Below are 24,753 nucleotides of genomic sequence, written 5' to 3'. Positions count from 1 at the left end.
ACATCCCTCCGACCGCAAGGAACTCTCATGGACCTCTATGCCTTCCCGCCCATCGCCGCCATTCTCGACGGCGCACACGCCGTGCTCATGGCCCTCGCGGGCATCCTCGAACCGCTCATCGGCATCGCGAGTGCCGCGGCGGCCGTCGTGCTCGTCACCCTGCTCGTGCGCGCCGCCCTCATCCCGGTCGGCGTCTCGCAGGCCAAGGCCGAACAGACGCGTTCCCGTCTTGCCCCGAAGCTCGCCGCGCTGCAGCAGAAGCACAAGAAGAACCCCGAGCGACTGCAGCGCGAGACGATGGCACTCTACGGCGAGGAGGGCACCACGCCCTTCGCCGGTTGCCTGCCGATGCTGGTGCAGGCGCCCATCGTCGGCGTGATCTACGCGCTCTTCATCCTGCCGACGATCGCCGGGCACCCGAACGCGCTGCTCGAGCAGACCTTCTTCGGCGTGCCGCTCGGCTCGAGCCTCGCCGGCCAGATCGCGACCGGCACGCTGACGCCGGGCGCACTGCTCGTCTTCGGCGTCGTGATCGTCGGCATCGCCGTCGTCGGCGAGATCACCCGACGCGTCTTCCAGCCGCGCCCGCCCGGCGGCGGGGTCGCCAGCACGAGCCGAGCGGAGGCCTCGGCGAAGACCGACGCCGCAGGGGCATCCGCTGCCCTGCTCGCCGGGCCGGGGTTCGCCCGCGCCCTCGGAGCACTGCAGTTCATCACCGCGGTGATCGCGATCTTCGTGCCGCTCGCGGCCGCCCTGTACCTCTTCGTCACGGTGGCGTGGACGCTCGTGCAGCGGACCCTGCTCAGGCGCAGACACCCGCTCGCCGAGGTGAAGACCGCCTGATCGGCCCTGTATTGCATCGACGCCACGCGGGGTAAGGGCTTGCACCGCCTGCCCAGCGGTGGTTTCGTAGGGGAATCAAACGAAGGAGCACAACATGAGTTTCCTCGCGTTCCTGATCCTCGGCCTCATCGCCGGGGCGATCGCCAAGCTGATCCTGCCTGGCAATCAAGGCGGCGGGTGGTTCGTCACCCTGCTGCTCGGCGTTGTCGGCGCTCTGCTCGGCGGCTGGATCGGCAGTGCCATCTTCGGCATCGGCATGGATCAGTTCTGGGATCTCGGCACCTGGCTCCTCGCCATCGCCGGATCGATCATCGTGCTGTTGATCTGGGGCCTGATCACTCGGGGCCGCAGCAAGAGCACGGCAGCCTGAGACCGTTCGGCACGACGAACGCCGCGTGCTCGTCGGCCGGCCTCAACCGGCCGGTCGACGGCACGCGGCTCATTCGCGTGCGCGTTCGAGGGCGAGCTCGGCGAAGCGTCTCAGCATGCGTTGCGGTTCGATGACGGATGCCGCGGCCAGCCGTTCGCCGACCTCGCGCAGTTCGCTCGCCGGGAAGTAGCCGTGGTGGCGGTAGACCTGTGCGCGGGCGATGAAATCGTCGGTCGACACCTCGGGGTGGAACTGCGTCGCGTAGACACCCGCGCCCACGCGGTAGATCTGCACGGGGCATCCGTTTGACGATGCGAGCAACCGGGCATCTGCAGGCAGTCGCTCGGTGGCCTCCTTGTGGCCGACGAGCGCGTCGAACCGCTCGGGCAACGCGCCGACGAGCGGGTCGGCCACGCCTTCGGCGGTGAGCTGGATCTCGACGGCCTGAGCCTGTTCGCCGTGTGCCGTGCCGACCTCGCCGCCGAGCAATCGGGTCAGCACCCCGATGCCGTAGCAGGTGAGCAGGAGTGGGAAGTCGGCCCTGAGCGCCTCTTCGGCGAGACGGGCGAGATCGGACTCGACACGGCGCTGCACCTCGTGCTTGCCCGCCTCAGGGGTCGTCACGTTGAATGGGCTGCCGCCCACGACGATGCCGACGTAGTCGTCGATCGCGACATCGCCGAGCGGGTCGACGTCGAGGCGCACGTGTTCGAGGCTCCCGGCATCGACGCCCATCGCGCGGCGCACCGACTCGTACTCCGGGCCGACGGCCTCCACCTCGGGGCGTGCTGAGAGGAAGAGGAACGGCCTTTGCGTCATCGACCTCTCCGTCGGCTGCGCTGCTTCGCGCCCCCGCCGGTGCGCGGCGCCGGCCGGCCGGCCTTGCCCCCGGCCTTGCCCTTGCCGCCGGCGTTGCCCTTGCCGCCGCCGGCCGCTTTGGCCGCAGCAGCTCGGCGTTCGGCTGCGGCGAGCTTGGCCGCCTTCGCGGGCTTCATCGGGGGCGGGTCGTCGGCCGATCCGCGCGAGCTCTTCGCACCGCGACCACGCACGACGGCGACGAATTCCTGGATGTCGGTGTCGTCTCGGTCGCGATGCCAGACCAATGAGATCTGCGTGGCCGGGGCATCCGTCACCGGAATCGCGACGACGTCTTTGCGGCGATGCAGCCGGGCGACGGACTGCGGCAGGATCGCATGGCCGGTGCCCGCGGCGACGAGTTCGATGGTCATCGCGGCATCTGGCTGCACGGGTGCGGGCGTCTCGTTCTCGAAGTCGGCGAGGGTGAGCTCATCGGCATCGGCGAGCGGATGCTCCTTCGGCAGCACCACGACCGCGAGCTCCTCCCAGAGGGCGACGGCGTGCAGGCCCTCGGTCTCGACTGGGAGTCGCACGAATGCGACGTCGGCCTCGCCCGCGAGGAGCGCGGTGAGCTGCTCGGGCTGTTCGACGACGAGCGCCTCGAGCGGAAGGTCGGGCCGGCGTTCGCCCCACACCTTGAACCACTTCGAGGGGCTCACGCCGTCGACGTATCGCAGTGTCAGTGTCACCTCGGCCCCCGTTCGCAAGCGGCCTCGCACAGCCTGCATCCAGCGTAGACGATGGCCGCCCGGCCGGCTCGGGTGGGCGGATGCCGCGCGACGGGCTACGGTGTGAAGGTGAGCCAGTCCCAGTCGAGAAACGCCCAGACCATGAAAGCGGAGACCGCAGCCAAGAAGCTCGGCATCCTCCTCGAGGCCGCGCCCGAGGAGTTCCGCACCGGGGTCGTCACGCGCGACGAAGTGGCTGCGCTGCAGGCCGACCCGCCCGAGTGGCTGCAGGTGCTGCGCCGCGAGGGCCCGCACCCGCGCACCGTGGTCGCGGCGAAGCTCGGCGTCTCCAACTCTGGCCTGGCCCGTGGCGAGGTCACCGAACCGCTCACGACCGTTCAGATCAAGGCGTTGCTCGAGGCCCCGCCTGCCTGGCTCGTCACCGAACGTGCAACGCAGGCCGCCGTGCGCGCCGAGAAGATCCGTGTCGCCGATCGCGACAAGGAGCGGGCCGAGCGCCGCAGCGGCGGCTCGGGCGTCTAGATCTCGATACGCTTCGCTACTCGACCAGCGGTGTCGGGTAGCGGGCGGCGAGGAAGGCTGAAGCGTCGGCGAGTTCGCGCTCGGAAACCGAGTGGCCGAGCCCTTCGTAGATGCGCTCATCGAGATCTGCGTGCGTCGGCAGCCAGGCTTGCGTGCGAGCGACGGATGCCGCGGGGATCACCTCATCGACCGTGCCGCGACCCCAGAATACGGGCGGGGCGAGCTCCGACATCCGCTCATCGCCGTCGCGGTCGCCCGGCAGCGCGAAACCCGCGAGGCTCACCGCGAACGTGAAACGCTCGGGTGCGCGCCGAAGCAGCTCGAGCGCCATCGCGCCGCCCTGGGAGAAGCCGAGCACGCCGACCGACGCGACGTCTGGTGCCACCCGGTCGAGCCAATCGATGACGGCCGTCGTCGCGGCATCCGCCCCCTCGATCGAGAGCTCGACACCCTCATCGGTGAGTGGGAACCACGCGTGACCGTATCCCGTGAACGTCGGCGCACGGAGCGAGGCGATGGCCGGCGCGAGCGGCAGGTACGGCGTGAGACCGAACAGGTCGCCCTCGTTGGAGTTGTACCCGTGCAGCAGCACGAGGAGCGGACGCCCCTCGCGATCGGCCGCGGATGCGGACCAGAGCACCGCCTCATCGTCGATCTGCACGGGAACCATGGGTCAACGCTAGTGGTGTGAGGCAGAATCAAGGCATGAGCGTACGCACTCCCGACCCGGACTGGAATCCTGACGACGATCCCGACGTCAGGCCGCCGGCGAATCCGGGGTGGCTCACCGACCTCGAGCTCGCCGAGGTGCGGGGCAGGTTGCCGCTGCTCTACGTCGAGGCGGTGCCGGTGCGCGTCGACGGGCTGGGGCAGGTCACCGAGGTCGGCGTGCTATTGCGCGCGAACGCGGTGGGGGAGATGACCCGCACGCTCGTCTCAGGAAGGGTCATGTACGGCGAGACGATTCGAGACGCGCTGTTCCGCCATCTCGAGAAAGACTTGGGGCCGATGGCGTTCCCGTTGTTGCCCGCGAGCTCGGTGCCCTTCAGCGTTGCCGAGTACTTCCCGCTGCCCGGTATCTCGTACTTCACCGATGAACGCCAGCACGCGGTGTCGCTCGCCTTCGTCGTGCCCGTCACGGGCACCTGCGAGCCGCGTCAGGATGCGCTCGAGGTGACGTGGATGACCCCCGAGGAGGCGGTGAGCGAGGGTGTCGCCGCCGAGATGGAGGGCGGCAGGGGCTCGCTCGTCAAGCAGGCACTCGCCTCGGTGGGCGCACTGCGCTAGCGCGCACCGATCGCTCGCTGAGCTTGTCGAAGCGCGCTCCCTTCGGCGAGCTCAGGGGACGGGAGGCTCAGCGGACGAGCCGTACCTCGTGGATCTCGTCGCCGAGGAACGGCTGCACTTGCTCTGCGCCATCGGGGCGCCTTGCCCGTTGGTCGTCTGCGCGGTCTATTCGCGGGTGTCGGAGACCCAATCAGGGTCGGATTGGTTGGAGCGGCGTCCGACAACGCTGGCTGCGAGAACATCGAGGGCCGACATCGCCTCCGCGTTCAGGCTCAGAGTCAGGGAGCGGAGGTTCTCGTCGACGCGCGCTGGTCGTCGGGTTCCGGGGATCGGAACGACGGGGAGCCCGAGCTGGGTGCCGTGTTGGCGTAACCAGGCCAGGGCGACTTGCGCCGGTGTGGCGTCGTTCTCGTGGGCGATTCCGCGTACGGCTTCGAGGAGAGTCTGGTTGGCGTCGAACGCGTCCCCGTGGAACCGGTCCATGCTGGCTCGCCAGTCGCCGTGGAGTTCGGCGGCGCTGGTGATGGTGCCGGTGAGGAAGCCTCGGCCCAGCGGCGCGTATGGGACGAAGCCGATGCCGAGTTCGGCCGCAGCCGGGACGACGTGTCGTTCCACGTCGCGGCTCCACAGCGACCATTCGCTTTGAACTGCGGCGATCGGGTGGATCGCGTGGGCTTGGCGCAGCTCGTCTGCGGTGACCTCTGACAGGCCGAGGTGCCGGACCTTGCCGGCGGTCACGAGTTCGGCCATGGCTCCGACGATCTCCTCCAGCGGCACCGAGACCTGGCGGCGGTGGAGGTAATACAAGTCGATCACCTCCGTGCCCAGTCGTTTCAGACTGGCGTCGCATGCTTGCCGGGCATATGCCGCGTCGTTTCGCGTGGAGACCATCGTGTCGGTGTCGCTCCGCGACACGATCCCGAACTTGGTCGCCAGCGTGACCTCCGCGCGGCGGTCTCGGAGTAGGCGGGAGATCAGCCGCTCGTTGGAGCCTGCTCCATACACGTCCGCAGTGTCGATCAGGTCGACGCCTGTGTCGACGACATGATTGAGGGTGGCCAGTGCCTCGGCTTCATCGATCGGCCCGTAGACCTCGGCAAGGCCCATCGCTCCGAAGCCGAGCTGGCTCGTGAACAGTCCATCGCCGAGGCGAACGCGAGCGACAGCGGCCGCGTCGGGAGATGCGGTCATCGGGCGGATCCTTCCGGCTGGGGAGTGGCGATGTCGGTGGGCGGCTGGCGCGCCGTCGACCCGCGCTCGACGACGGGGATGCTTCCACCGTGGACGTCACCGGCGGATCGCCGCGGTGCTGATGCGAGCCGATGCTGGTAGTGGCGGCGCTGACGTGCCCGATTGCCGCAGTCGGCGGGGTCGCACCAGCGGCGGCTGTGGTTGCGAGTGCTGTCCAGAAACAGCCAGCGGCACTCTTGGCAGGCAACGACACGGGCCAGGCGTTCAGCCGAGGTGAGCAGTTCGGCGGCATCAATGGCGAGCCCTTCGAGGAGTGAAGGACTCGTCCACTCGGCCGCATCGGCTCCATCTGGGAAGCGCAGTTGTCTCCGGGAGTACGCAGCGGCCGCCCGAGCACCGATCCGGGTGACACCGTCGGGATCGGGCGTCTGGCCGTCCGCGACCGCGAGGAAAACGTCGGCGAGTGCCTCGCGGAACATTTGCAACCCAGCAAGGGTGGCCACATCGGAGGTGCGAGGAGAAGGAAGGCCGGCCGCCTTCGCCCAGCGATGCACATTCTCGTCCGGTTCGAGCCAATCGTGCCGGCGCTCTGTACTGCGATAGCTCACGAGGTTCGCGAAGTCCAACGCTGGTGTGCCACCGATGAGTTTGTATGTGCCCTGGTACGAGCCCGGGTGCAGTTCGACTGCGACCGCCATTGCCGCCTCCATAACGTTCGTTTCGTATTTGACACGTTAGCATGGCGATTGCTCTACATCACGAGCGTTCTTGAATACGAGCGTTAGGTTGCGCATGGTCCACCCTGAACCGGAGCCGCGTCCCCTGGGGCATGCTGCTGGCGGCAATGAACGCTGTCTTCTACCTCGCGATCGATGCGCTGCCGCTCAGCACTGTGGCCGCGATCGAGTTCGTCGGACCGATCACGCTCGCCGCAATCGCGCTCCGCAGCATGCGAAACCTCGGCGCGGTGGCACTGGCAGTCGTCGGCGTTGTCGCACTCAGCGAGATGAGCTTCGCTGGAGCTCCGACCGGCTTCGCCTTGGCCTTCGCCAACATGATCCTCTTCGCGGGATACATCATCCTCGGCCACCGAGTCTCGCGCCAGGAGCATCTCTCGAGCATCGACGGGCTCGGAATGGCGATACTCATCGCCGCCATCGCGGCCTTGCCGTTCGGCATTGCAGACGCCCTGCCTGCCTTCACCAACCCGACCGCTCTTGTCGCTGCGATTGGAGTCGCCGTTGCCCTCCATCGGGAACCGTAAGTCCTCAGACAAGGCGGGTGGACCGGCCGCCCCCAATCGCGCTCGGCTTTCTGGGGATGATCGATGACGGTGGGTGACCTTGGTCTGTACTGGTCGCTTGTGGCTCGCGCCGCGATCACGGCGTTGCCGGTGACGGATGCCGCGATCGGTCCTGCTCAGCGAACGAGCCGTACCTCGTGGATCTCTTCGCCGAGGAACGGCTGCACCTGCTCCGCGCCATCGGCCACGAAGCCGTTGCGTGCGTAGAAGCGGTGGGCGCGCGGGTTGTCTGCAGCGACCCAGAGGTAGACGGCGTCATCGCCGACGGCGGCGTCGAAGAGCTTCTGGCCGATGCCGGTGCCGTGGTAGGCGTCGAGCAGGTAGATGAAGAAGAGCTCGCGCTCGCGCGGCGGGTTCTCGTCTCGGGCGGGACCCGAGCCGACGAAGCCGACGATCTCGCCGTCGACGAGTGCAGCGAACTGCGAGTACTCCTCGCCGCGCTCTGCGTAGTGGTTCCACAGCTCGGCCATGCGGCGAGGGGAGAGGTGCTCGAAGGCAGCGGCGCTGATCAGGTGGTCGTAGGTCTCGTGCCAGCAGGTGGCGTGTACGCGACCGAGGGCCTCCACATCGGAGTCCCGAATGGGGCGGACGACGACATCGGCAACGACTTCGGTGCTCATGTCCCGAGACTAAGCCAGCGCGCCCGTGCGACGAAATCGACGACGCCGCGCCGCGACGCCGGGCGTGTCGAGAGCGCATCCCGCCGTTCGTTTCGATCATGTGAAGTCTGACGAATTCAGGGCTTCGGGGCTTGACGAACGCCGAACCCGTGCACGTAATATGTCACCCACTACAACATCGTGATGCATGACACAGCACAAAGGGGTCTGGTCGTACAGGCAGTAGTCCGCCGTCCGCGACCGATGAGAGAGGTCGGAACAGCCATGGGGGTCACCCCGATTCGTCCGGTCGAGCAGCAACAGAGCCTGCGCGCGCAAGTGGAGCAGTCGCTCTCGGCGGCGATCATCTCCGGCGAGCTCGCGCCGGGCACACTGCTGACCGTGCCGACGCTCGCAGCGCAGTTCGATGTCTCGGCGACGCCGGCGCGCGAGGCGATGCTCGATCTCGAGGGGCGTGGGTTCGTCGAACCGGTGCGCAACAAGGGTTTTCGGGTCACGACGGTGAGCCCCGAAGCGCTGCGCGAGATCGTCGAGGTGCGCCAGTTGCTCGAGCCGCCGGCGATGGAAGAGCTCGCACGACGGTTCCCGGTCGGCGAGTTGCCGGCGCTCACCGAGCTCGCCGAGAAGATCGTCGTCGGCGCGCGTACGGGCGACCTGCGCGCTTATCTCGAGGCCGACGTGCATTTCCACCTGACGCTCACGCGCATGCTGGGCAATCGCCTGCTCGTCGAGACCGTCGCCGAGCTCCGGTCGCGCACGAGACTCGTTGGGCTCTCGGCGATGCTCGAGACCAATCGGCTCGACGAGTCGGCGGCCGAGCACCTCGAGCTCCTGCAGCTGCTCGAGGCAGGGGATGCCGCCGGAGCGCGCGAGCTCATGCACCGGCACATCCATCGCACGCTCGGCTGGTGGGCGGGCAACCCCGAGACCGAGTAGGGGCCGAGGGAGCTGGGGGCGAGGGTGAGGGCGAAGCGCGAGCGGATGTCCCGTGGCCGGTGCCCGGCACGCGGTGGTCTGCGGCAAGCCCAGTGCATCTTCACGCCAGCAATGTGTGACATATTACGGATTCGATCCAACGGGAAGGGAGCAGCGCCATGATCAGCGACATCGCGGTCGTCGGAGCCGGCATCGTCGGTGCCGCCTGCGCGCGGGCGTTCGCACTGGCCGGCTTCCGCGTCACCGTGCTCGACCGCGACGCCCCTGCTTCGGGCACGAGCGCGAAGGGCGAAGGCAACCTCCTCGTCTCCGACAAGGGTCCCGGCGCTGAGCTCGCACTCGCCCAGTACGCAGCCTCCCTCTGGCCGGGCCTCGTCGCCGAACTGGCCGACGAGCTCCGTTCGCCGTTCCCGGCGATCGAATACGAGCAGAAGGGCGGGCTGGTCGTCGCCACCACCGCCGGGGGCGCCGCGCCGCTGCTCGCGTTCGCGGCATCCCAGCGTGTCGGCGGTGTCGACGCGCGTGCCATCACGATCGACGAGGCCCGCACCCTCGAACCGCACCTGAACCCTGCGATCACCGCGGCCGTGCACTACCCCGAAGACGCACAGGTGCAGCCGGTCATCGCCACCGAGGCGCTTCTCGCCTCCGCCAGGAACCATGGCGCAGACATCCGCTCGTTCGTCACCGTGACCGGCGCACTGCGCGACGTGAGCGGCCGCGTCGCCGGCGTCACGACGACGGCGGGCGACGTGCCGGCGGGCGCAGTGATCGTCGCCGCCGGTCCGTGGTCGGGTGAAGTCTCCGCCTCCCTCGGCGTGCACCTGCCGGTCAAGCCCCGCCGTGGCAACGTGCTCGTCACGACGCGCATGCCGCACCGCGTCTTCCACAAGGTCTACGACGGCGACTACTTCGGGGCGACCCAGTCGAGCGACGCCGCACTGCAGACCTCGAGCGTCGTCGAATCGACGGCCGCCGGCACCGTGCTCATCGGATCGAGCCGCGAGCAGATCGGCTTCGACGACCGGTTGCGCGTCTCCGTGCTCCAGGAGATCGCCGCGAAGGCGCTGCGGCTCTTCCCCTTCCTCGCCGGTGCGAGCATCATGCGCAGCTACGGCGGGTTCCGGCCGTTCATGCCCGATCACCTCCCCGTGATCGGCGCCGATCATCGCGCGGCCGGTCTCTGGCACGCGAGCGGCCACGAGGGCGCGGGCATCGGACTCTCGCTCGCGACCGCCGAACTGCTCGTCGCCGAGTTCGCGGGTCGACCGGCGCCGATCGATGTGACACCGTTCCGGCTCGACCGCGCGTCCCTCGCGCCCCACCTCGAGGCGGTGGCGTGATGGGCGCGCGACTGCTGCCGGCCTCCTCCGACCCGATCCGTCCCTCGGCGGCCGCGTCGCTCGCGATCTCGCTCGACGGCGCGGCCGTGCCTGGCGTCGCGGGGCAGACGATCGCCGGCGTCGTGCTCGCGAGCGGCCGGCTCGCGTGGCGGCGCACCTCGGTCGACGGCCGCCCGCGCGGCCTCTTCTGCGGCATCGGTATCTGCTTCGACTGCATCGTGACGGTGAACGGCGAGCGCGACGTGCGCGCGTGCCAGCGCCGGGCGGTCGACGGAGACGTCGTCGAGAGTCAGCACTACGAACTTCCGGAGGTGACGGAGTGAACGTCGTCATCGTGGGCGCCGGCCCGGCCGGACTCGCCACCGCGCTCGCTGCACGGGCTCGCGGGGCATCCGTGACCCTGCTCGACGCCGCCGACGAACTCGGAGGCCAGTACTGGCGGCACCTGCCAGCCGAACGCCCTTCGGCGAACGAGCGCGTGCTGCACCACGGCTGGCATCGATTCACCGCGATGCGCCACGCGCTCGAGGCCGATGCCGGCTGCGAGATCGTGATGGGCGCCCAGGTCTGGGCGATCGAGCCCACGGATGCTTCTGCCCCCGCCGCCCCCGTGGCGGTGCACGTGCTCGTCGGCCCGCCCGACGGCACCGGTCGCACCGGCCGCACGTTCCGCCCCGATGCCCTCGTGCTCGCCACCGGCGCCCACGACCGCACACTGCCCTTCCCCGGATGGGACCTGCCGGGGGTCTTCACCGCCGGGGCGGCGCAGGCCTTCGCGAAGGGTGAGCGCGTCGCCGTCGGCCAGCGCGTCGTCATCGCGGGCGCCGGTCCGTTCCTGCTCCCCGTCGCGGCCTCCCTCGTCGCGACCGGTGCGAAGGTGCTCGGCGTCTACGAGGCGAGCCGCCTCGCGGGTCTCGTGCGCGGATGGCTGCCGAAGCCGTGGCAGCTCCTCGGTGCCGTCAAGAAGGGCGGCGAACTCGCGGGCTACGTCGGCACGCACGTGCGCCACCGCATTCCGTACGCGACCGGTCGCGCGGTGATCGCCGCGCACGGCTTCGACCGGGTCGAGGCCGTCACGGTCGCCCGGGTCGACGCGAACTGGAAGCCCGTACCCGGCACCGAGCGGCGCATCGCCGCCGACGCCGTGTGCGTCAGTCACGGCTTCATCCCGCGCCTCGAACTGCCGATCGCCGCGGGCTGCGCGATCTCCTCTGCACGATTCGTCGAGGTCGACGCGTCACAGCAGTCGAGCGTCGCCGGTGTCTACGCCGCCGGTGAGATCACGGGCATCGGCGGGGTCGACGCCGCGCTCGCCGAAGGGGAGCTCGCGGGCCACTGCGCCGCGGGCGGCGCCCCGACGGATGCCGCCGTTCGACGGGCTGTTCGTGCACGCGCGATATTCACGGGGTTCGCAGCCCGCCTCGAGGCGGCGCACGGCATCCGACCGGGCTGGACTGCGTGGCTCGACGACGACACCCTCGTCTGCCGGTGCGAGGAGCTGCCCTACGGGCGTCTTCGCGAGACCGCAACGGCGACCTGCGGCAGCGGGCTCCGCTCGATGAAGCTCACGACCCGCGCGGGGCTCGGCATCTGCCAGGGCCGCGTCTGCGGTCGCACGGTCGAGGAACTCGTGGGGGCAGCCGGTTCGGTTGGGGGTCTCGATACGGCCGCGGGCGGCCTACTCGACCAGCGGGAGGTGGCCGCGGGCGGCCTACTCGACCAGCGGGGTGTGGCCGCGGGCGGCCTACTCGACCAGCGGGAGGGGGTGGCCGCAGGCGGCCTACTCGACCAGCGGGAGCGCGTCTCGACCGACCGCCGCCCCATCGCCTCGCCGGTGCGCCTCGGCGAACTCGCCGAGGGCGAACGCCCGAGTGAGCGCACCGACCTCTCCGTCCACTCCACTCCCATCGTCCAGGAAGGGCATCCATGACCACCCAGAAGTTCGACCTCGGCGGTGTCGTCGTCGCGACAACCCTCGCCTTCAAGGAAGACGCATCAGCGCCCGCGGGCCTCGCCGTCGACTACGAGAAGTTCGCCGCTCACTGCGACTTCCTGATCGAGAACGGATGCCGCGGCGTCGGCCCCAACGGCTCGCTCGGCGAGTACTCGAGCCTCACCGACGACGAGCGCCGCAAGGTGATCCAGGTCGCGGTGGAGACCGTGGCCGGTCGCGGACTCGTCGTCGCGGGCGTGCACGGCGTCGGCTGGCACCAGGCCGTGAAGTGGGCCGAGTACGCGAAGGCCGACGGCGCCGACGGCGTGCTCGCCCTGCCGCCGACCATCTACCGCGCGAACCGCGCCGAGGTCATCGAGCACTACACGCGCCTCAACGAGGTGGGCCTGCCGATCATGCTCTACAACAACCCCATCGACACCAAGGTCGACCTGACGCCCGACCTCGTCGCCGAGCTCTTCGAGCTCGAGAACGTCGTGGCCATCAAGGAGTTCACGACCGACATCCGCCGCGTGCTCGAGATCCAGGAACTCTGCGACATCGACGTCATCGCCGGCGCCGACGACCTGCTCTTCGAGTCGCTCGTCGTGGGCGCGACAGGGTGGTTCGCAGGCTACCCGAACGCCTTCCCGAAGGAGGCCGTCGAGATCTACGACCTCGTGAAGTCCGGGCAGATCGACGCCGCCCGCGAGCTCTACAAGAACCTCGTCGCCGTGTTCCGCTGGGACTCGAAGACCGAATTCGTGCAGGCCATCAAGCTGTCGATCGACGTCGCCGGGCAGAGCTACGGTGGAACGACCCGCCCGCCGCGCGGTCCGCTCTCGGCCGAGCACGAGGCGCTCGTGCGCCGCGACACGCAGAAGGCGCTCGACTACATCGCGAGCCGCTAGGCCTCGCGAGGGCCGAGCAAGGTTGGAGGAGGACACATGCGTTCGAAGCGGCTGATCTCTGCGGTCGACTCGCACACCGAGGGCATGCCGACGCGCGTCGTCACGGGCGGCGTCGGCGTGATTCCGGGCGAGACGATGAACGAGAAGCGCCTGCACTTCATGGCGCACATGGACGAGCTGCGGCTGTTCCTCATGAACGAGCCGCGTGGGCACGCGGCCATGAGCGGTGCGATCCTCCAACCCTCCACCCGCCCCGACTGCGATTGGGGCGTCGTCTACATCGAGGTGAGCGGATGCCTCCCGATGTGCGGCCACGGCACGATCGGCGTCGCCACGGTGCTCGTGGAGACGGGCATGGTCGAGGTCGTCGAGCCCGTGACCGAGATCCGCCTCGACACTCCTGCGGGACTCGTCGTCGCTCGGGTCGCAGTCGCCGACGGTCATGCCGACTCGGTCACGATCGAGAACGTGCCGAGCTACGTCGATGCGCTCGACACCAGCATCGAGGTGCCGGGGTACGGCACCGTGCCGTACTCGATGGCGTTCGGCGGCAACTTCTACGCGATGGTCGACCTCGACGCGGTCGGCCTGCCGTTCGACCGATCCCGTCAGCAGGACATCATCACGGCGGGTCTCGCGATCATGACGGCGATCAACGAGATCGCGCCGCCGCGGCATCCGTTCATCGATGGTGTCGATCACTGTCACCACGTCGAATTCATCGCCCCGGGGTCGGATGCCGCGCTCTCGCGCCACGCCATGGCGATCCACCCCGGCTGGTTCGACCGCTCGCCGTGCGGCACGGGCACCTCGGCGCGCATGGCCGAGCTCTGGGCCCGCGGTGAACTCGCGCTCGACACCGACTTCGTGAACGAGTCGTTCATCGGCAGCCGCTTCGTCGGGCGGCTGATCGCCGAGACCGAGGTCGACGGTCGGCCCGCCGTCATCCCGACCATCACGGGTCGTGCGTGGGTGACGGGCACTGCCCAGTACTCGCTCGACCCCGCCGACCCCTTCCCGACCGGCTTCCAGTTCTGACCGCCGACGCACTTCAGGAGACCTCATGACGCAAGACCTCGAGACCATCGCGGCCGGCGCTGCCGCCGCAGCCGCTCCGTTCGCCGATACCCACCCGCGCGATCGCGCTGCGGCCATCGTCGCCGTCGCCGACGCGCTCGAAGCGAATGCCGACGAGCTCGTCGGCATCGCGATGGACGAGACGGGCCTCACCGAGGCACGCCTCCGCGGCGAGCTCAAGCGCACTGCGGTGCAGCTGCGTCTCTTCGCCGACACGATCGTCGACGGCGGCTACCTCGACGTGCGCATCGACGCCGCCGACCCCGAGTTCGTGCTCGGTGCGCGCCCCGACGTGCGCCGCTACCTCGTGCCGGTCGGCCCCATCGTGAACTTCGCCGCCTCGAACTTCCCCTTCGCGTTCTCGGTCGCGGGCGGTGACACCGCCGCGGCGCTCGCCGCCGGCTGCCCCGTGATCCTGAAGGGCCACTCCGGCCACCCCGAGCTCTCCCGGCGCACCGCCGAGGTCGTCGCGGCGGCGGTCGCGGCGGCGGGCATGCCCGCCGGAGTGTTCCAGCTCGTCACCGGTCAGGCCGAGGGCGTCGCGATTCTGAAGGACCCGCGCGTGAAGGCCGGCTCGTTCACCGGCTCGATCCCCGCCGGCCGCTTGCTCGCCGACATCGCGGCTTCACGCCCCGCACCCATCCCCTTCTACGGCGAGCTCGGCAGCGTGAACCCGGTCTTCGTCACGCAGGGCGCGATCGACGAGCGGGGCAGCGAGATCGCCGCGGGCTACGTCGCGAGCGTCGCCGGTTCTGCGGGGCAGCTCTGCACGAAGCCGGGCTTCGTGTTCGTGCCATTCGGTCACGGTCTCGACGGCGAGATCGCGGATGCCGCAGCATCCGTCGCCCCGCATCGCCTGCTGAACCCGCGCATCGCCGCCGGCTACCGCGCGCGCCGCGACGAGATCCTGGCCACCCAGGGCGTGCGCGTCATCGCGCCCGGCGGCATCGAGATCGACGGCGACGGGCAGGGACGCGCCACGCCGACGATCATCGCCGTCTCACTCGACGACCTCGTCGCCGGGCGCGACGTGCTGCTGGGCGAAGCCTTCGGGCCGCTCTCGGTGCTCGTCGAGCACGATGCGGGCACCGACCTCGCGAACCTCGTGCCGACACTCTTCGAGGGCAACCTCACGGCCACCGTGCACGCGGCGACCGGTGAAGCGGATGCCTCGCTCCGCGCGCTCGTGCGCGTGCTCACCGAGCACGCCGGCCGGGTGCTCTTCGGCGGCTGGCCCACGGGCGTCGCGGTCACCCCGGCCATGCAGCACGGCGGGCCGTGGCCCGCGACGACGAACGACTCTTCGACCTCGGTCGGCACCGCAGCGATCACGCGGTTCCTCCGCCCGGTCGCCTACCAGGGTGCCGCTGAAGCGCTGCTGCCGGCGCCCCTGCAGACCGCGAATCCGTGGGGCGTGCCGCAGGCGTTCTCGCCCGCGGGCCAGTCGACGTCGTGGGGGTCGCGCGCCTCGGTCGGTTAGCCGGGCTCGGCCGCGACGGAACCCGGCGTCGACATCCGGACATACCTCTCTGTGCGGCGGGCTTCGCCGATGGAAAGGGGAACGTGCGGCATGGAAGGCACCGGCGGAACGCGAGACGCGAAGGGATGCGGCATCGGCGCGCACGACGGCGTGCACGCGCCGATACGGCGCGGCGCGGTTAGGCTGGCTCGACCATGGTTGACGATGCCCGAGAGGACGCGGTGCTCTGGCTCGAGGCGACCTCGGGCACCGAGGCCTCGTTCGGCGTCGTCTACGACCGCTATCGCGCGCGCATCTTCCGCAAGGCGTATTCCCGCACGCTCAACCGCACTGAATCGGAAGACGTCGTCGCCATGGTCTTCCTCGAGGCGTGGCGGCGCCGACACGCGGTGCGGTTCGTCGACGGTTCGCTCCTGCCATGGCTGCTCGTCGTGACCACGAACGTGTCACTCAACAGCCAGCGGTCGAGCAGACGCTACCGGCGCTTGCTCGCGAAACTCCCGGCGGCCGAATTCTCAGCCGATCCGAGCCATGAGGTCGGTGAGCGACTCGACGGTGAGCGCGTGTCGCGCGGCATCGCCGCCGCACTCCAGCGGCTGAACGCGAGCGATCGGCGCATCGTCGACCTGTGCCTCGTCGACGAACTCCCGATGGCGACCGTGGCGAGTGTGCTCGATCTGCCCGTCGGCACCGTGAAGTCGCGGCTTTCGCGGGCGCGCGCGAAGCTCCAGCAGGCACTCGGCGACCTTCGCGAGCCACGAGAGCACGGCGCTGCGAGCGCTGCGGGCGCTGCGAGCGCTGCATCCGTCGAAGACCTGGGGGTGACCGGATGAGCGGGCCCGAGATGCGCCCCGAGCGGGACGCCGCGATCCGCGCGATGCTCGTCGAGCATGCGCGCGCCGAGCCGGCCGCCCAGACCAAGCGTCGTCGCGTTCGACTGCTCAGCTGGAGCGGCATCGGCGTGCTCGTGATCGGTGCGGCTGCTACAGCCGGTGCGGTGCTCTTGCAGCCCGGCGATGTCTCGAACACCGAGATCGTGCTGTGCATGACGGCCGCGGAACGCAACGCCGATGGCAGCTACCCGGGCCCGTCGGCGACGATCGCCTCGCCGAGCGGCGAGGGCCGGGTCGCCGATGCGATCGAGCTCTGCTCGCTGATGTGGCAGCAGGGGGTGCTCGACGCCGAGTACGACCCGACGGCTCCGAGCAACCCCCCTGGCCGCGTCCCCGACGAGCTGCAGGCCTGTGTCCTGCCTGACGGGAGCGCGGCGATCGTGCCGTCGTCGAACGCGTCGATCTGCCCCGCGCTCGGCTTGGCACCGCTTGACTAACCGAACGTGCCGGTGGGGCGGAAGACGACAGAGCGGACCTTGTCGTTCAGGGTGCCGACGCCGCCGCACCATGGCGTGCAGGTCAGGCGGGATCCGCCGTACCCCGTCGTCGTGTACAGGGAGACCCAGCACCCGTTGGAGCCGCCGGCCGAGCTCACATTGCTGCTCCAGCCCGAGGGCATGCTGGAGAAGCCGAAGAGAACGCCGTAGCATCCGCTCGACCCCCAGAAGGTGAGGCTCGAGCCGCCTCCGTTGCTGTCTGAATAGACGGTGCCGAGCCGGGTCGAGGCTGCAGCCACACCGCGTGACGAGGCATTCGCCGCGGTGATCAGGTCGAGATATCGGTCGACGCCCTTGCGCTCGGCGAAGCAGACGGGCGTCGCGTCGGCGACCGGCGCATCGACGGGTTGCACTTCGACGGCGCAGTGCACCGGGGCGGTGGTCTTCCGGTCGGCGGCATCGAGTGGTGCCGCCGTGGCCGGCGAGACCGCGGCAAGGCTCGCGAACACGAACGTCGCTGCGAGTACAGCGCCGATCGCACGGATCTTCTTCATCGGGTTCCTCTTCTCACGCGGCCGCTCGGCCGCACACACCGTTATGTCCGGCACGGGCGTGGAGTTCCGCGAATGCCGATGGAACCGGCGACGGTGAGCCGGACATACCCGTGTCAGGGACGGAGGCTGTGGATGCGAGGAACGAGAGCAACGAGAGCGATGACCACCACGATCGTCGCGTGCGCACTCGCGGCGGTCGTCACCGCGGCGCTCATGGTCGGCGGCGAGATCGGTCGGGCGGTCACGTCTGTGCTGTGATCGCACGCTGCCGCGCTGGCCGTGAGGCGGTGCCGGCCTGCAGGGGGACTCGGGCCGGTCCCGCCTCACGGCGGGCGGCGGGCGGCGGGCCGGTGTCGGGGGACACCGGCCCGTTCGTCGCTCACCCGCGCGGAGTCCGCTGCCGCGCGAGCGAGGCGGTTCCAGTCGCTGAACTGAACGTCGCACTGGCCGAGGTTGCCGATGCCGGTCGCGAGCAGTGATTCGGGGCACATGTCGATCGGCGCCTTCGTCGTTCGACGTCTTGAATAACGGGACGCGGACGGCGGCCCCCAAGGAGAGGACTTCTCATGCAGTACTTCCTGACCGTGCCGCACGACTCCGCAGACGAGCCGACGATGGCGTCGATGCAGGACTTCGACCCGGCGGAGCTCGAGGCGGTGATGGCCGCGGTCGACGAGTTCAACACGGCGCTCAAGGACGCTGGAGCGTTCCTCTTCGCCGGCGGATTGCAGCCGCCGTCGACGGCCAAGACGGTCGACGCGACGGCCGAGCAGGCGCAGGTGCTCGATGAGCCGTTCGTCGAGGCGGCGTCATACGTCGGGGGCTTCTGGGTGATCCAGGCCGACGACGAGGAGGCCGCCGTGCAGTGGGCGACGCAGGCGTCGAAGGCCCTGCAGGGCCGCATCGAAGTGCGGGCCCTGCAGGAGGCGCCGCAGAACTGAGAAACGGTCGGCTGCACCGACCGCGAACGGCCCCGACGAGCGAGCTCGTCGGGGCCGTTCGGCTGAGTGTTCGGGCGTCAGCCCTGTGCGCGCCGGTTGCCGCGCGAGTTGGCCGAGGGCGAGACGAGGCTGCCGACACGAAGCGGCGCCTTCGCGCCCGAGCGAGCGGATGACCCGCGCTGCGCGCCGGTCGTCTGCGCGCCGCGGCCCTGGCCGCCGCCCTGCTTCGGAGCGTTCGCACGCGCCTCGGCCGGGCGGCCCGAGCGGTCGCGGCGGGGTGCGCCCGCGGCATCCGACTGGCCGTCGCCGTTGCCGCCGCGACCGCGAGCGCGGCCCTGACCGGCACTCGTGCGGCCTTCGCCGGCGCCGCGCTCGTCGCGAGCGGTGCGCTTGCGCTGCGCGTTGGCGCCCTGCGAGCGACCGCCGCCGCCCTGCTGCTGCACTGCCGCACGAGGCGACGGCTTCACGAAGGGGGCGACGTCGCCGACAAGGGTGGTCACGGAGGGCGAGGTCGCGGTGACCTGCTGCGGGGTGACGGTGATCGCGGCCTTGCGGAGCAGCGTCTTCAGGTCTTGCTTCTGCGCAGGCAGGCTGATGGTGACGACGTCGCCCTCGCTGCCGGCGCGGGCGGTGCGGCCCGAGCGGTGCAGGTACGCCTTGTGCTCCATGGGCGGGTCGACGTGGATCACGAGCTCGATGGCGTCGACGTGCACGCCGCGCGCCGCGACATCCGTGGCGACCATGACGTTGGCGGAGCCGTCGGAGAACGCGGCGAGGTTGCGGTCGCGCTGCGGCTGCGAGAGGTTGCCGTGCAGGTCGACCGCGGGGATGCCCTGCTCGGTGAGCTTCTTCGCGAGCTTCTTCGCGTGGTGCTTGGTGCGCATGAACAGCAAGCGACGGCCGGTGCCCGAGGCGAGGGTGCGCACGAGCTCGTTCTTCGCGTCGACGTCGGAGACCTCGAACACGTGGTGGGTCATCGCGGCGACGTGCGAGGTGGCCTCGTCGACCGAGTGCAGCACCTCGTTGTGGAGGAAGCGCTTGACGAGCTTGTCCACACCGTTGTCGAGCGTCGCGGAGAACAGCAGACGCTGTCCGCCGGAAGGGGTCTTGTCCATGATGCGCGTGACGACGGGCAGGAAGCCGAGGTCGGCCATGTGGTCGGCCTCGTCGAGCACGGTGATCTCGATCGCGTCGAGCGTGACGAAGCCCTGCTTCATGAGGTCTTCGAGGCGACCGGGGCAGGCGACGACGATGTCGACGCCGGCGCGCAGCGCGTCGACCTGGCGCTTCTGGCTGATGCCGCCGAAGATCGTCGTGGTCTTCAGGTCGTAGGCGGCGGCGAGCGGCGCGAGCACCGCGTCGATCTGGGTGGCGAGTTCACGCGTCGGTGCGAGCACGAGGGCGAGGGGGCGGCCCGGGCGGCGACGTCCGCCGGCGAGCGTGGTGCCGAGGCGCGCGATCATGGGCAGCGCGAAGGCGATGGTCTTGCCCGAGCCGGTCTTGCCGCGGCCGAGCACGTCTCGTCCGGCGAGCGTGTCGGGAAGCGTGTCGACCTGGATCGGGAACGCGGTGGTCTTTCCGTCGGCGGCGAGGGCCGCGACGAGGGGGGCCGGCACGCCGAGCGTGCTGAAGGTGATGTCGGTCACTGGTGCCTTTCAGGGCAGAGCACACCGCTGGTTCGAGCTCCGGCTTGCGGAGGGTTCTCGGCCCGGCGGTGGGTGTTGTGGCGAAGGCGCCGGTCGGCGCATCCGTTCGCCGTATGAGAGTCAACGGGCCACTGCACGATGTGCAGTGCCCGGAAGCGTTTCTACGACGCAAGCGGCGCGTTCATCGCGGCCGCCATCGATCACTCTAGCTGATGACCCTGTGCAACCGCCGTCAGAGGGGCATCCGCTCGCCGACGGGCACGTCTTCGCGCAGGGTGTTGCCGGGCTGGGCGAGGGGGCACGACCACGACGGATCGTAGGCGCACGACGGGTTGTAGGCGAAGTTGAAGTCGATGACGAGGGAGTCGGGCTCGGCCCCCGGCCCGAGGTCGGCGCCCTTCACCGCGTCGAGCAGGTATCGGCCGCCGCCATAGGTGCCACCGGGAGTGCCGGCCAGCCGATCTTTGACGGGCACGAAGAGCCCGCCGCCGTAGCCGGTGAGCCGCCACACGTCGAGGGTGCCGAGGTAGGGGATGCGCACGTCGCCGACGAGCGAGAACGGGATCACGCCGTCGGTCGCGCTGTCGACGGCGATGCGCACGGGCTCGGCGGCGCGTCGAACCTCCAGTTCGAATCGCCATTCAGGGTCGTACCTGGCCACCGTGAGTCCCGTGAAGCTGGCCCGGTCGTCGGGCAGCAACGGCGATTGCGGATGCCCCGCGAAGAGCTCGTCCCGCGCGGACTTCCACAGCTCGTGGCCGGCCGCAGGGGAGTGCACGCTCAACTGACGCACGCCCGAGTAGAGCCCGAAAACGCGTCGCCGCCAGTCGGCCAGCTGGAGCGCGCCGATCGAGTCGGTCATGCCGCCGCCCCCATGGGGGCGTGCGCCGCCGCTGCGGCGCTCTCGGATGCCGCGGCATCCGCGGTGCCCGGCGGGTCGTAGCGCCAGCCGGGCGCGAGCTGCCGCAACCGCATACCGCGCCACTGCCAGAACACCCACGTCGGATACCAGGCGAGCGCGTCGAGGGCGCCGGCGCTCGCGAGCAATTGGTCACGGTAGAGGGTGCGACCGTCGGGAAGGGCCGAAACGGCCATGCGATGATCCCAACTCTCGAACGCGGCGAACGGCCCGGTCTCGGCGCCGCCACCGTCGCGCAGCATCCGCACCCCGACGGGCAGGCCGCCGGGGCAGCTCAGCTCGACGCGCTCCTCGCCGATCGGGTAGCGGCGGAAGGCGAGCACCCGCAAGCGGTGCGGCCCCTCCGGCCAGACCGTCGGCAGGCCGCCCGGCTCGAGCGAGTCGAAGTCGAGCCACGGCGCGACGACCTCGCGCAGCACGGCCGGACTCCGGAGCGCCCGCCATGCGGCATCCGGAGTGCAATCGAGCTTGAGTTTCAACAGCACCCGCATGAGCCGAGAGTAGGGCGCTCGGATGCCCCTGCCAAGTGCCGCGCCGGATTCGAGGCGTTGCACGGCTCACTCGGACCACGAACGCCTAGACTCCCGCTCATGCCCGACGGACTCTGGTGGTTGCCCTCCCTCCTCGTCTTCGCGGCCGCTGCCGCGGCGCTCGTGGCTGGGGTGGTGGCGCTGCGCCGGAGCGGTGCACGCCGGGAGCGCACGGCGCTCGCCTCGGGCGCCGCTGCTGAGGTGCGTGCGAAGGTGCTCATCGTGCAGGCAGACAACGCCGTGCGCGATGCGGAACGCGAAGTCGCTTACGCAGAGGCGCAGTTCGGCTCGGAGCAGGCGCGGGCGATGCACATGGCGCTCGATTCGGCGCGGAGCTGGCTGCGGGAGGCGTTCATCCTGCAGCAGCGCCTCGATGACGCCGAGGCGGATACTGCGGCCGAACGACGGACCTGGAGCAGCCGAATCGAAGGACTCTGCAACTCTGTGATCGGGGTGCTCGATGACGCGGAGTCTTCTCTCGCATCCCGTCGACGCAGCGAACGCGGGGTGCACACCGAGCTGCCTGCGCTGCGTGAGCAGGCCGAACGGCTCGGCCGCCGTCGTCTCGAGGCCGAGGCGATGCTCGAGCGACTCGGCACGAGGTTCGCGCCGTCGGCGCTCGCCGCCGGGCGAGGTGCAGCGACCCGGGTCGACGCCGCGCTCGCCGAGGCGACCGTGTCGCTCGACGAGGCCGAGGCGAGCTCTGCACGTGCCGAGCCGGCGGCCGATCGCTTGGGATCCGCGGAGGACGCACTCGCACGCGCGACCCGCGACCTAGCGGAGATCGACGCCGTCGAGCAGGCCCTCGCGGCCGCGCAATCGGATGCGTCGCGCGAGGCCGCCGCACTCGACCGCGAGCTCGTGGCGGCGCGGCGCGAGCGCGATGCCCAGGAGGATCCCGACGCTGCCGAGGCGCTCGGTTCGGCGATCGGGGACGGCTCGGCTGCGATGGCCGAGCGTGCCGAACTGGCCGGCGACCCGTTCACCGACCGCGACCGGCTCCGGGCGTGTCGCGACCGGCTTGAGGTCGCACGCGCTGCCGCCCGCAACGCGCAGGGCCGACTCGACGGCGCCCGCGGGGCGTTGGGCGGTGCGATCGCCATCGCCGAGAGCCAGTTGCGGGTCGCCCGTGCAGCGATCGATCGGGGCGGACACGCGGTCGGCGCGGATGCCCGCACCAGGCTCGCCGAGGCCGAACGCCAGCTCGTCATCGTCCATCAGGAGCCGGACCCGGTGGCGGCGCTCGACGCGGCGCGCCGGGCGACGTCGCGGGCGAGCGACGCCGAGGCCCTGGCGCTCTATCGCACCAGGTGAGGGTTCCGGCGCACCGGGTGAGGGTTCTGGCGCGCCAGGTGCGCGCTCAGGCGCCGCGCCAGGTGAGTGTTCAGGCGCCGCGGCCCGCGTCGAGTCGGTGTGCCTGCACCGCGTCGTAGGTGCGCCGCAGCGATTCACTCGCGCGTTCGAAATCGCCCTGCAGTAGGCGCACGACCAGAAAGTCGACGAGGGCCATCTGGGCGAGTCGGCTCGACATCGCCCCGGTGCGGTAACGGGACTCGCGCGCAGAGGTCGCGAGCACGAGGTCGGCGCTCGTGCCGAGCGGCGAGGCGGGGTAGTTCGTGATCGCGATGGTCGTCGCGCCGCCCAGCCGTGCCAGCTCGAGCATCTGGTTGGTCTCGATGGTGAGCCCCGAGTGCGAGATGCCGACGGCCACCCACCCCGGGCGAGCGAGCGCGAGCGAGGTGAGTGCGAGATGTGCGTCGGACCAGCAGTAGCTCGTGAAGCCCACCCGGTGCAGTTTCTGGTGCAGGTCTTCGCCGGTGAGGCCGCTGGAGCCCGCGCCGAAGATCTCGATGCGCGGCGCCGCCCTGATCGCCGCCACCGCCGCGTCGAGCGCGACGAGGTCGAGGCTGCGGGCAGTCTCCTCGATCGCACGCACCTCCTGGTAGGCGACCTTCGTCACGAGGTCGAGGGCGCTGTCGTCGGGATCGATCTCGGCGTCCGAGACGCGGAACAACTCCTGGGCGGCGGCCTCACGGCTCTGCGCGGCCGCGATCGCCATGCGGAACTCCTTGTACCCGCCGAAGCCTGCCGCGCGGCAGAATCGCGCGACGCTCGCTTGCGATGTGCCGCACAGTTCGGCGAGTCGCGTGATCGTCGAGTCGACGACGATCGCGGGGTCGTCGATCACCATCTCGGCGATGCGCCGTTCGGATTTGCTGAGCGCCGGCATGCGCTGGCGGAGGGCGATGAACACGTCGCTGGTCATGCTGTCCCTTTCCCGAGGAGGCGGCGTCGGTGACACGTCGGCGCAACGACAGGCGCGCGGTCGACGTCCGCACCGGGTGGACTCGGTTGGCTAGGAATACTACCGATCGAACCCAATCCCTCGGGGCTCCTCACGATCATTGGAAAAAATGACCAGCTCTCTTCCATTCACTGACAGTTTTGTCCATACTGTCGGAAACACGATTCATCCGCAGGTTGAAAAGGACCGCTTCGTTCCATGGAACTCTCCCCATCGCATGCCGACGCCGCAGCCGGCGCGATCGACACCTCCCCGACCGAGGGGCGGCTCGATGAATCGATCGACCTCGGCGACGCGTCGACCGAAGAGCTCCTCCGACTCCTGAACGTCCACGACCGGATCGCCGTCGACGCGGTCGCGAAGGTACTGCCCGAGATCGCGATGCTCGTCGATCACGCCGCCGATCGGGTGCGCCGCGGCGGCGCAGTGCACTACTTCGGTGCGGGCACCTCCGGGCGGCTGGGCGTGCTCGACGCGGCCGAACTCCTGCCGACCTTCAACCTTGACGACGGCGTCGTCGTCGCGCACATCGCAGGCGGTGCACCCGCCCTCGTGCGTGCGGTCGAAGATGCCGAGGACTCGGCAGATGAGGGTCGGGCGGCGGCCGCGGGCATCACCGACCGTGATCTCGTCATCGGCCTCGCGGCATCCGGGAACACCCCGTATGTCGGTGGCGCGCTCGCCGCAGCGAAGCGGGCCGGCGCGTACACGGCGCTCGTCTCCTGCAACCCGAACTCCGCATTCGGTGGCCTCGTCGACCGCGACATCGTGCTCGAGACCGGCGCAGAGGTCATCACCGGATCCACCCGGCTGAAGGCGGGCACCGCCGAGAAACTCGTGCTCAACGGCTTCTCGACGGCCCTCATGGTCGCGCTCGGGCGCACCTGGTCGAACCTCATGGTCTCCGTCGTCGCCACCAACGACAAGCTTCGCCGGCGCACCGTGCGCATCCTCGGCGAGGCCACGGGCGTCGAGCCGGATGCGGCGGCGCGAATGCTCGCCGACGCCGACGGCGAGCTGAAGACCGCAATCGTCGCGAGCCTCGCGGGCGTCGACATCGGCGAGGCGCGCGCGGCGCTCGGCGGCAATGCCGACTCCGTGCGCGACGCAGTCGCAGCGCTTCGCCCGAGTGAGCGCGGCTGACGGCCGCGAACACCGACCGCAC

General features: G+C 70.1%; 29 protein-coding genes. 17 read left to right on the top strand and 12 right to left on the bottom strand.

Annotated features, from left to right (window positions below; genetic code table 11):
* Positions 1–27 precede the first annotated feature (27 nt).
* Both AC1C2T_RS19155 and AC1C2T_RS19150 read left to right on the top strand, forming a co-directional pair.
* Positions 28–843: a YidC/Oxa1 family membrane protein insertase gene (locus tag AC1C2T_RS19155; protein WP_495386328.1), complete on the top strand. Its 816-nt coding sequence runs from the start codon at positions 28–30 to the stop codon at positions 841–843.
* 94 nt (positions 844–937) lie between these two features.
* Positions 938–1,213 carry a GlsB/YeaQ/YmgE family stress response membrane protein gene (locus AC1C2T_RS19150; RefSeq protein WP_056011036.1) on the top strand — a complete coding sequence of 92 codons (276 nt, stop codon included), beginning with the start codon at positions 938–940 and terminating at the stop codon, positions 1,211–1,213.
* A 69-nt stretch (positions 1,214–1,282) separates the two neighbouring features.
* On the opposite strand, the gene AC1C2T_RS19145 is transcribed toward AC1C2T_RS19150, so the two are convergent.
* Together AC1C2T_RS19145 and AC1C2T_RS19140 are read right to left on the bottom strand one after the other, a co-directional pair.
* A complete protein-coding gene (locus tag AC1C2T_RS19145) occupies positions 1,283–2,032 on the bottom strand; it encodes a glutamine amidotransferase (RefSeq protein WP_495386327.1) in 750 nt (249 codons plus the stop codon).
* Positions 2,029–2,760 carry a LysR family substrate-binding domain-containing protein gene (locus AC1C2T_RS19140; protein WP_495386326.1) on the bottom strand — a complete coding sequence of 244 codons (732 nt, stop codon included), beginning with the start codon at positions 2,758–2,760 and terminating at the stop codon, positions 2,029–2,031. Before AC1C2T_RS19140 ends, AC1C2T_RS19145 begins: the two co-directional genes overlap by 4 nt.
* Before the next feature lie 141 nt (positions 2,761–2,901).
* On the opposite strand from AC1C2T_RS19140, the gene AC1C2T_RS19135 reads away from it, so the two are divergent.
* Positions 2,902–3,282, top strand: a complete 381-nt coding sequence (locus AC1C2T_RS19135; RefSeq protein WP_495386364.1) for a DUF5997 family protein — start codon at positions 2,902–2,904, stop codon at positions 3,280–3,282.
* A gap of 16 nt (positions 3,283–3,298) precedes the next feature.
* Here AC1C2T_RS19135 and AC1C2T_RS19130 read toward each other — a convergent pair whose 3' ends face one another.
* A complete protein-coding gene (locus AC1C2T_RS19130) occupies positions 3,299–3,952 on the bottom strand; it encodes an alpha/beta hydrolase (protein ID WP_495386325.1) in 654 nt (217 codons plus the stop codon).
* A gap of 35 nt (positions 3,953–3,987) precedes the next feature.
* On the opposite strand from AC1C2T_RS19130, the gene AC1C2T_RS19125 reads away from it, so the two are divergent.
* On the top strand, positions 3,988–4,569 hold the full coding sequence (locus AC1C2T_RS19125; RefSeq protein WP_495363056.1) for an NUDIX hydrolase family protein: 582 nt from the start codon (positions 3,988–3,990) through the stop codon (positions 4,567–4,569).
* A 165-nt stretch (positions 4,570–4,734) separates the two neighbouring features.
* Here the strand turns inward: AC1C2T_RS19125 and AC1C2T_RS19120 are convergent, their stop codons facing one another.
* Both AC1C2T_RS19120 and AC1C2T_RS19115 read right to left on the bottom strand, forming a co-directional pair.
* The gene (locus AC1C2T_RS19120) at positions 4,735–5,760 is read right to left on the bottom strand and encodes an aldo/keto reductase (RefSeq protein WP_495386324.1); all 1,026 of its coding nucleotides are present in this window, start codon (positions 5,758–5,760) and stop codon (positions 4,735–4,737) included.
* Entirely contained in the window at positions 5,757–6,386 is a 630-nt protein-coding gene (locus AC1C2T_RS19115; RefSeq protein ID WP_495386323.1) for a CGNR zinc finger domain-containing protein, read from the bottom strand. The genes AC1C2T_RS19120 and AC1C2T_RS19115 overlap by 4 nt, the downstream gene beginning before the upstream one ends.
* Positions 6,387–6,604: 218 nt before the next feature.
* Here AC1C2T_RS19115 and AC1C2T_RS19110 point away from each other — a divergent pair, with 218 nt between their 5' ends.
* Positions 6,605–7,024, top strand: a complete 420-nt coding sequence (locus tag AC1C2T_RS19110) for a DMT family transporter (RefSeq protein WP_495386322.1) — start codon at positions 6,605–6,607, stop codon at positions 7,022–7,024.
* Between the two features lie 155 nt (positions 7,025–7,179).
* Here the strand turns inward: AC1C2T_RS19110 and AC1C2T_RS19105 are convergent, their stop codons facing one another.
* Positions 7,180–7,683: a GNAT family N-acetyltransferase gene (locus tag AC1C2T_RS19105; protein WP_495363052.1), complete on the bottom strand. Its 504-nt coding sequence runs from the start codon at positions 7,681–7,683 to the stop codon at positions 7,180–7,182.
* A gap of 264 nt (positions 7,684–7,947) precedes the next feature.
* Here AC1C2T_RS19105 and AC1C2T_RS19100 point away from each other — a divergent pair, with 264 nt between their 5' ends.
* The 9 genes from AC1C2T_RS19100 (at position 7,948) to AC1C2T_RS19060 (ending at position 16,693) form a co-directional block, all read left to right on the top strand.
* A complete protein-coding gene (locus AC1C2T_RS19100) occupies positions 7,948–8,619 on the top strand; it encodes a GntR family transcriptional regulator (RefSeq protein ID WP_495386321.1) in 672 nt (223 codons plus the stop codon).
* A gap of 158 nt (positions 8,620–8,777) precedes the next feature.
* Positions 8,778–9,962, top strand: a complete 1,185-nt coding sequence (locus AC1C2T_RS19095) for an NAD(P)/FAD-dependent oxidoreductase (protein ID WP_495386320.1) — start codon at positions 8,778–8,780, stop codon at positions 9,960–9,962.
* On the top strand, positions 9,962–10,285 hold the full coding sequence (locus AC1C2T_RS19090) for a (2Fe-2S)-binding protein (RefSeq protein WP_495386319.1): 324 nt from the start codon (positions 9,962–9,964) through the stop codon (positions 10,283–10,285). The genes AC1C2T_RS19095 and AC1C2T_RS19090 overlap by 1 nt, the downstream gene beginning before the upstream one ends.
* Positions 10,282–11,892 carry an FAD-dependent oxidoreductase gene (locus AC1C2T_RS19085; protein WP_495386318.1) on the top strand — a complete coding sequence of 537 codons (1,611 nt, stop codon included), beginning with the start codon at positions 10,282–10,284 and terminating at the stop codon, positions 11,890–11,892. Before AC1C2T_RS19090 ends, AC1C2T_RS19085 begins: the two co-directional genes overlap by 4 nt.
* Positions 11,889–12,806, top strand: coding sequence for a dihydrodipicolinate synthase family protein (locus AC1C2T_RS19080; RefSeq protein ID WP_495386317.1), 918 nt, complete (start codon positions 11,889–11,891; stop codon positions 12,804–12,806). Before AC1C2T_RS19085 ends, AC1C2T_RS19080 begins: the two co-directional genes overlap by 4 nt.
* A gap of 36 nt (positions 12,807–12,842) precedes the next feature.
* Entirely contained in the window at positions 12,843–13,844 is a 1,002-nt protein-coding gene (locus tag AC1C2T_RS19075; RefSeq protein ID WP_495386316.1) for a proline racemase family protein, read from the top strand.
* Between the two features lie 25 nt (positions 13,845–13,869).
* On the top strand, positions 13,870–15,363 hold the full coding sequence (locus tag AC1C2T_RS19070; RefSeq protein ID WP_495386315.1) for an aldehyde dehydrogenase (NADP(+)): 1,494 nt from the start codon (positions 13,870–13,872) through the stop codon (positions 15,361–15,363).
* Positions 15,364–15,557: 194 nt separating this feature from the next.
* Complete coding sequence (locus AC1C2T_RS19065) at positions 15,558–16,196, top strand: RNA polymerase sigma factor (protein WP_495386314.1); 639 nt, start codon at positions 15,558–15,560, stop codon at positions 16,194–16,196.
* The gene (locus AC1C2T_RS19060; RefSeq protein ID WP_495386313.1) at positions 16,193–16,693 is read left to right on the top strand and encodes a hypothetical protein; all 501 of its coding nucleotides are present in this window, start codon (positions 16,193–16,195) and stop codon (positions 16,691–16,693) included. Before AC1C2T_RS19065 ends, AC1C2T_RS19060 begins: the two co-directional genes overlap by 4 nt.
* Here the strand turns inward: AC1C2T_RS19060 and AC1C2T_RS19055 are convergent.
* Complete coding sequence (locus tag AC1C2T_RS19055) at positions 16,690–17,247, bottom strand: beta/gamma crystallin family protein (RefSeq protein WP_495363042.1); 558 nt, start codon at positions 17,245–17,247, stop codon at positions 16,690–16,692. The genes AC1C2T_RS19060 and AC1C2T_RS19055 overlap by 4 nt on opposite strands.
* 323 nt (positions 17,248–17,570) lie before the next feature.
* On the bottom strand, positions 17,571–17,738 hold the full coding sequence (locus AC1C2T_RS19050; RefSeq protein ID WP_495386312.1) for a hypothetical protein: 168 nt from the start codon (positions 17,736–17,738) through the stop codon (positions 17,571–17,573).
* Positions 17,739–17,813: 75 nt separating this feature from the next.
* Here AC1C2T_RS19050 and AC1C2T_RS19045 point away from each other — a divergent pair, with 75 nt between their 5' ends.
* The gene (locus tag AC1C2T_RS19045) at positions 17,814–18,188 is read left to right on the top strand and encodes a YciI family protein (protein ID WP_495363041.1); all 375 of its coding nucleotides are present in this window, start codon (positions 17,814–17,816) and stop codon (positions 18,186–18,188) included.
* Positions 18,189–18,265: 77 nt separating this feature from the next.
* On the opposite strand, the gene AC1C2T_RS19040 is transcribed toward AC1C2T_RS19045, so the two are convergent.
* From AC1C2T_RS19040 to AC1C2T_RS19030, 3 genes are all read right to left on the bottom strand, one after another.
* Positions 18,266–19,834 (bottom strand): DEAD/DEAH box helicase, encoded by a 1,569-nt coding sequence (locus AC1C2T_RS19040; RefSeq protein WP_495363040.1) that lies wholly within the window; start codon positions 19,832–19,834, stop codon positions 18,266–18,268.
* Between the two features lie 232 nt (positions 19,835–20,066).
* A complete protein-coding gene (locus AC1C2T_RS19035) occupies positions 20,067–20,696 on the bottom strand; it encodes a DUF1684 domain-containing protein (protein WP_495386311.1) in 630 nt (209 codons plus the stop codon).
* Positions 20,693–21,244 carry a hypothetical protein gene (locus tag AC1C2T_RS19030; protein WP_495386310.1) on the bottom strand — a complete coding sequence of 184 codons (552 nt, stop codon included), beginning with the start codon at positions 21,242–21,244 and terminating at the stop codon, positions 20,693–20,695. The genes AC1C2T_RS19035 and AC1C2T_RS19030 overlap by 4 nt, the downstream gene beginning before the upstream one ends.
* A gap of 99 nt (positions 21,245–21,343) precedes the next feature.
* Between AC1C2T_RS19030 and AC1C2T_RS19025 the strand changes: the two genes are divergently transcribed.
* Positions 21,344–22,597 carry a hypothetical protein gene (locus tag AC1C2T_RS19025; RefSeq protein WP_495386309.1) on the top strand — a complete coding sequence of 418 codons (1,254 nt, stop codon included), beginning with the start codon at positions 21,344–21,346 and terminating at the stop codon, positions 22,595–22,597.
* Positions 22,598–22,667: 70 nt separating this feature from the next.
* Here AC1C2T_RS19025 and AC1C2T_RS19020 read toward each other — a convergent pair whose 3' ends face one another.
* Positions 22,668–23,549: a MurR/RpiR family transcriptional regulator gene (locus tag AC1C2T_RS19020; protein WP_495386308.1), complete on the bottom strand. Its 882-nt coding sequence runs from the start codon at positions 23,547–23,549 to the stop codon at positions 22,668–22,670.
* 237 nt (positions 23,550–23,786) lie between these two features.
* Between AC1C2T_RS19020 and AC1C2T_RS19015 the strand changes: the two genes are divergently transcribed.
* Complete coding sequence (locus tag AC1C2T_RS19015; protein ID WP_495386307.1) at positions 23,787–24,731, top strand: N-acetylmuramic acid 6-phosphate etherase; 945 nt, start codon at positions 23,787–23,789, stop codon at positions 24,729–24,731.
* Positions 24,732–24,753 lie beyond the last annotated feature (22 nt).

The organism is Agromyces sp. Y558 (assembly GCF_059445415.1).
This window is presented reverse-complemented; position numbering and strand designations above follow the sequence as displayed.

Bases quoted from the DNA above. Each gene is read 5' to 3' on its own strand.
- AC1C2T_RS19155 (WP_495386328.1), top strand. From the start codon at position 28: ATGGACCTCTATGCCTTCCCGCCCATCGCCGCCATTCTCGACGGCGCA.
- AC1C2T_RS19150 (WP_056011036.1), top strand. From the start codon at position 938: ATGAGTTTCCTCGCGTTCCTGATCCTCGGCCTCATCGCCGGGGCGATC.
- AC1C2T_RS19145 (WP_495386327.1), bottom strand. From the start codon at position 2,032: ATGACGCAAAGGCCGTTCCTCTTCCTCTCAGCACGCCCCGAGGTGGAG.
- AC1C2T_RS19135 (WP_495386364.1), top strand. From the start codon at position 2,902: ATGAAAGCGGAGACCGCAGCCAAGAAGCTCGGCATCCTCCTCGAGGCC.
- AC1C2T_RS19130 (WP_495386325.1), bottom strand. From the start codon at position 3,952: ATGGTTCCCGTGCAGATCGACGATGAGGCGGTGCTCTGGTCCGCATCC.
- AC1C2T_RS19125 (WP_495363056.1), top strand. From the start codon at position 3,988: ATGAGCGTACGCACTCCCGACCCGGACTGGAATCCTGACGACGATCCC.
- AC1C2T_RS19120 (WP_495386324.1), bottom strand. From the start codon at position 5,760: ATGACCGCATCTCCCGACGCGGCCGCTGTCGCTCGCGTTCGCCTCGGC.
- AC1C2T_RS19110 (WP_495386322.1), top strand. From the start codon at position 6,605: ATGAACGCTGTCTTCTACCTCGCGATCGATGCGCTGCCGCTCAGCACT.
- AC1C2T_RS19105 (WP_495363052.1), bottom strand. From the start codon at position 7,683: ATGAGCACCGAAGTCGTTGCCGATGTCGTCGTCCGCCCCATTCGGGAC.
- AC1C2T_RS19100 (WP_495386321.1), top strand. From the start codon at position 7,948: ATGGGGGTCACCCCGATTCGTCCGGTCGAGCAGCAACAGAGCCTGCGC.
- AC1C2T_RS19095 (WP_495386320.1), top strand. From the start codon at position 8,778: ATGATCAGCGACATCGCGGTCGTCGGAGCCGGCATCGTCGGTGCCGCC.
- AC1C2T_RS19090 (WP_495386319.1), top strand. From the start codon at position 9,962: ATGGGCGCGCGACTGCTGCCGGCCTCCTCCGACCCGATCCGTCCCTCG.
- AC1C2T_RS19080 (WP_495386317.1), top strand. From the start codon at position 11,889: ATGACCACCCAGAAGTTCGACCTCGGCGGTGTCGTCGTCGCGACAACC.
- AC1C2T_RS19075 (WP_495386316.1), top strand. From the start codon at position 12,843: ATGCGTTCGAAGCGGCTGATCTCTGCGGTCGACTCGCACACCGAGGGC.
- AC1C2T_RS19070 (WP_495386315.1), top strand. From the start codon at position 13,870: ATGACGCAAGACCTCGAGACCATCGCGGCCGGCGCTGCCGCCGCAGCC.
- AC1C2T_RS19065 (WP_495386314.1), top strand. From the start codon at position 15,558: ATGGTTGACGATGCCCGAGAGGACGCGGTGCTCTGGCTCGAGGCGACC.
- AC1C2T_RS19060 (WP_495386313.1), top strand. From the start codon at position 16,193: ATGAGCGGGCCCGAGATGCGCCCCGAGCGGGACGCCGCGATCCGCGCG.
- AC1C2T_RS19055 (WP_495363042.1), bottom strand. From the start codon at position 17,247: ATGAAGAAGATCCGTGCGATCGGCGCTGTACTCGCAGCGACGTTCGTG.
- AC1C2T_RS19050 (WP_495386312.1), bottom strand. From the start codon at position 17,738: ATGTGCCCCGAATCACTGCTCGCGACCGGCATCGGCAACCTCGGCCAG.
- AC1C2T_RS19045 (WP_495363041.1), top strand. From the start codon at position 17,814: ATGCAGTACTTCCTGACCGTGCCGCACGACTCCGCAGACGAGCCGACG.
- AC1C2T_RS19035 (WP_495386311.1), bottom strand. From the start codon at position 20,696: ATGACCGACTCGATCGGCGCGCTCCAGCTGGCCGACTGGCGGCGACGC.
- AC1C2T_RS19030 (WP_495386310.1), bottom strand. From the start codon at position 21,244: ATGCGGGTGCTGTTGAAACTCAAGCTCGATTGCACTCCGGATGCCGCA.
- AC1C2T_RS19025 (WP_495386309.1), top strand. From the start codon at position 21,344: ATGCCCGACGGACTCTGGTGGTTGCCCTCCCTCCTCGTCTTCGCGGCC.
- AC1C2T_RS19020 (WP_495386308.1), bottom strand. From the start codon at position 23,549: ATGACCAGCGACGTGTTCATCGCCCTCCGCCAGCGCATGCCGGCGCTC.
- AC1C2T_RS19015 (WP_495386307.1), top strand. From the start codon at position 23,787: ATGGAACTCTCCCCATCGCATGCCGACGCCGCAGCCGGCGCGATCGAC.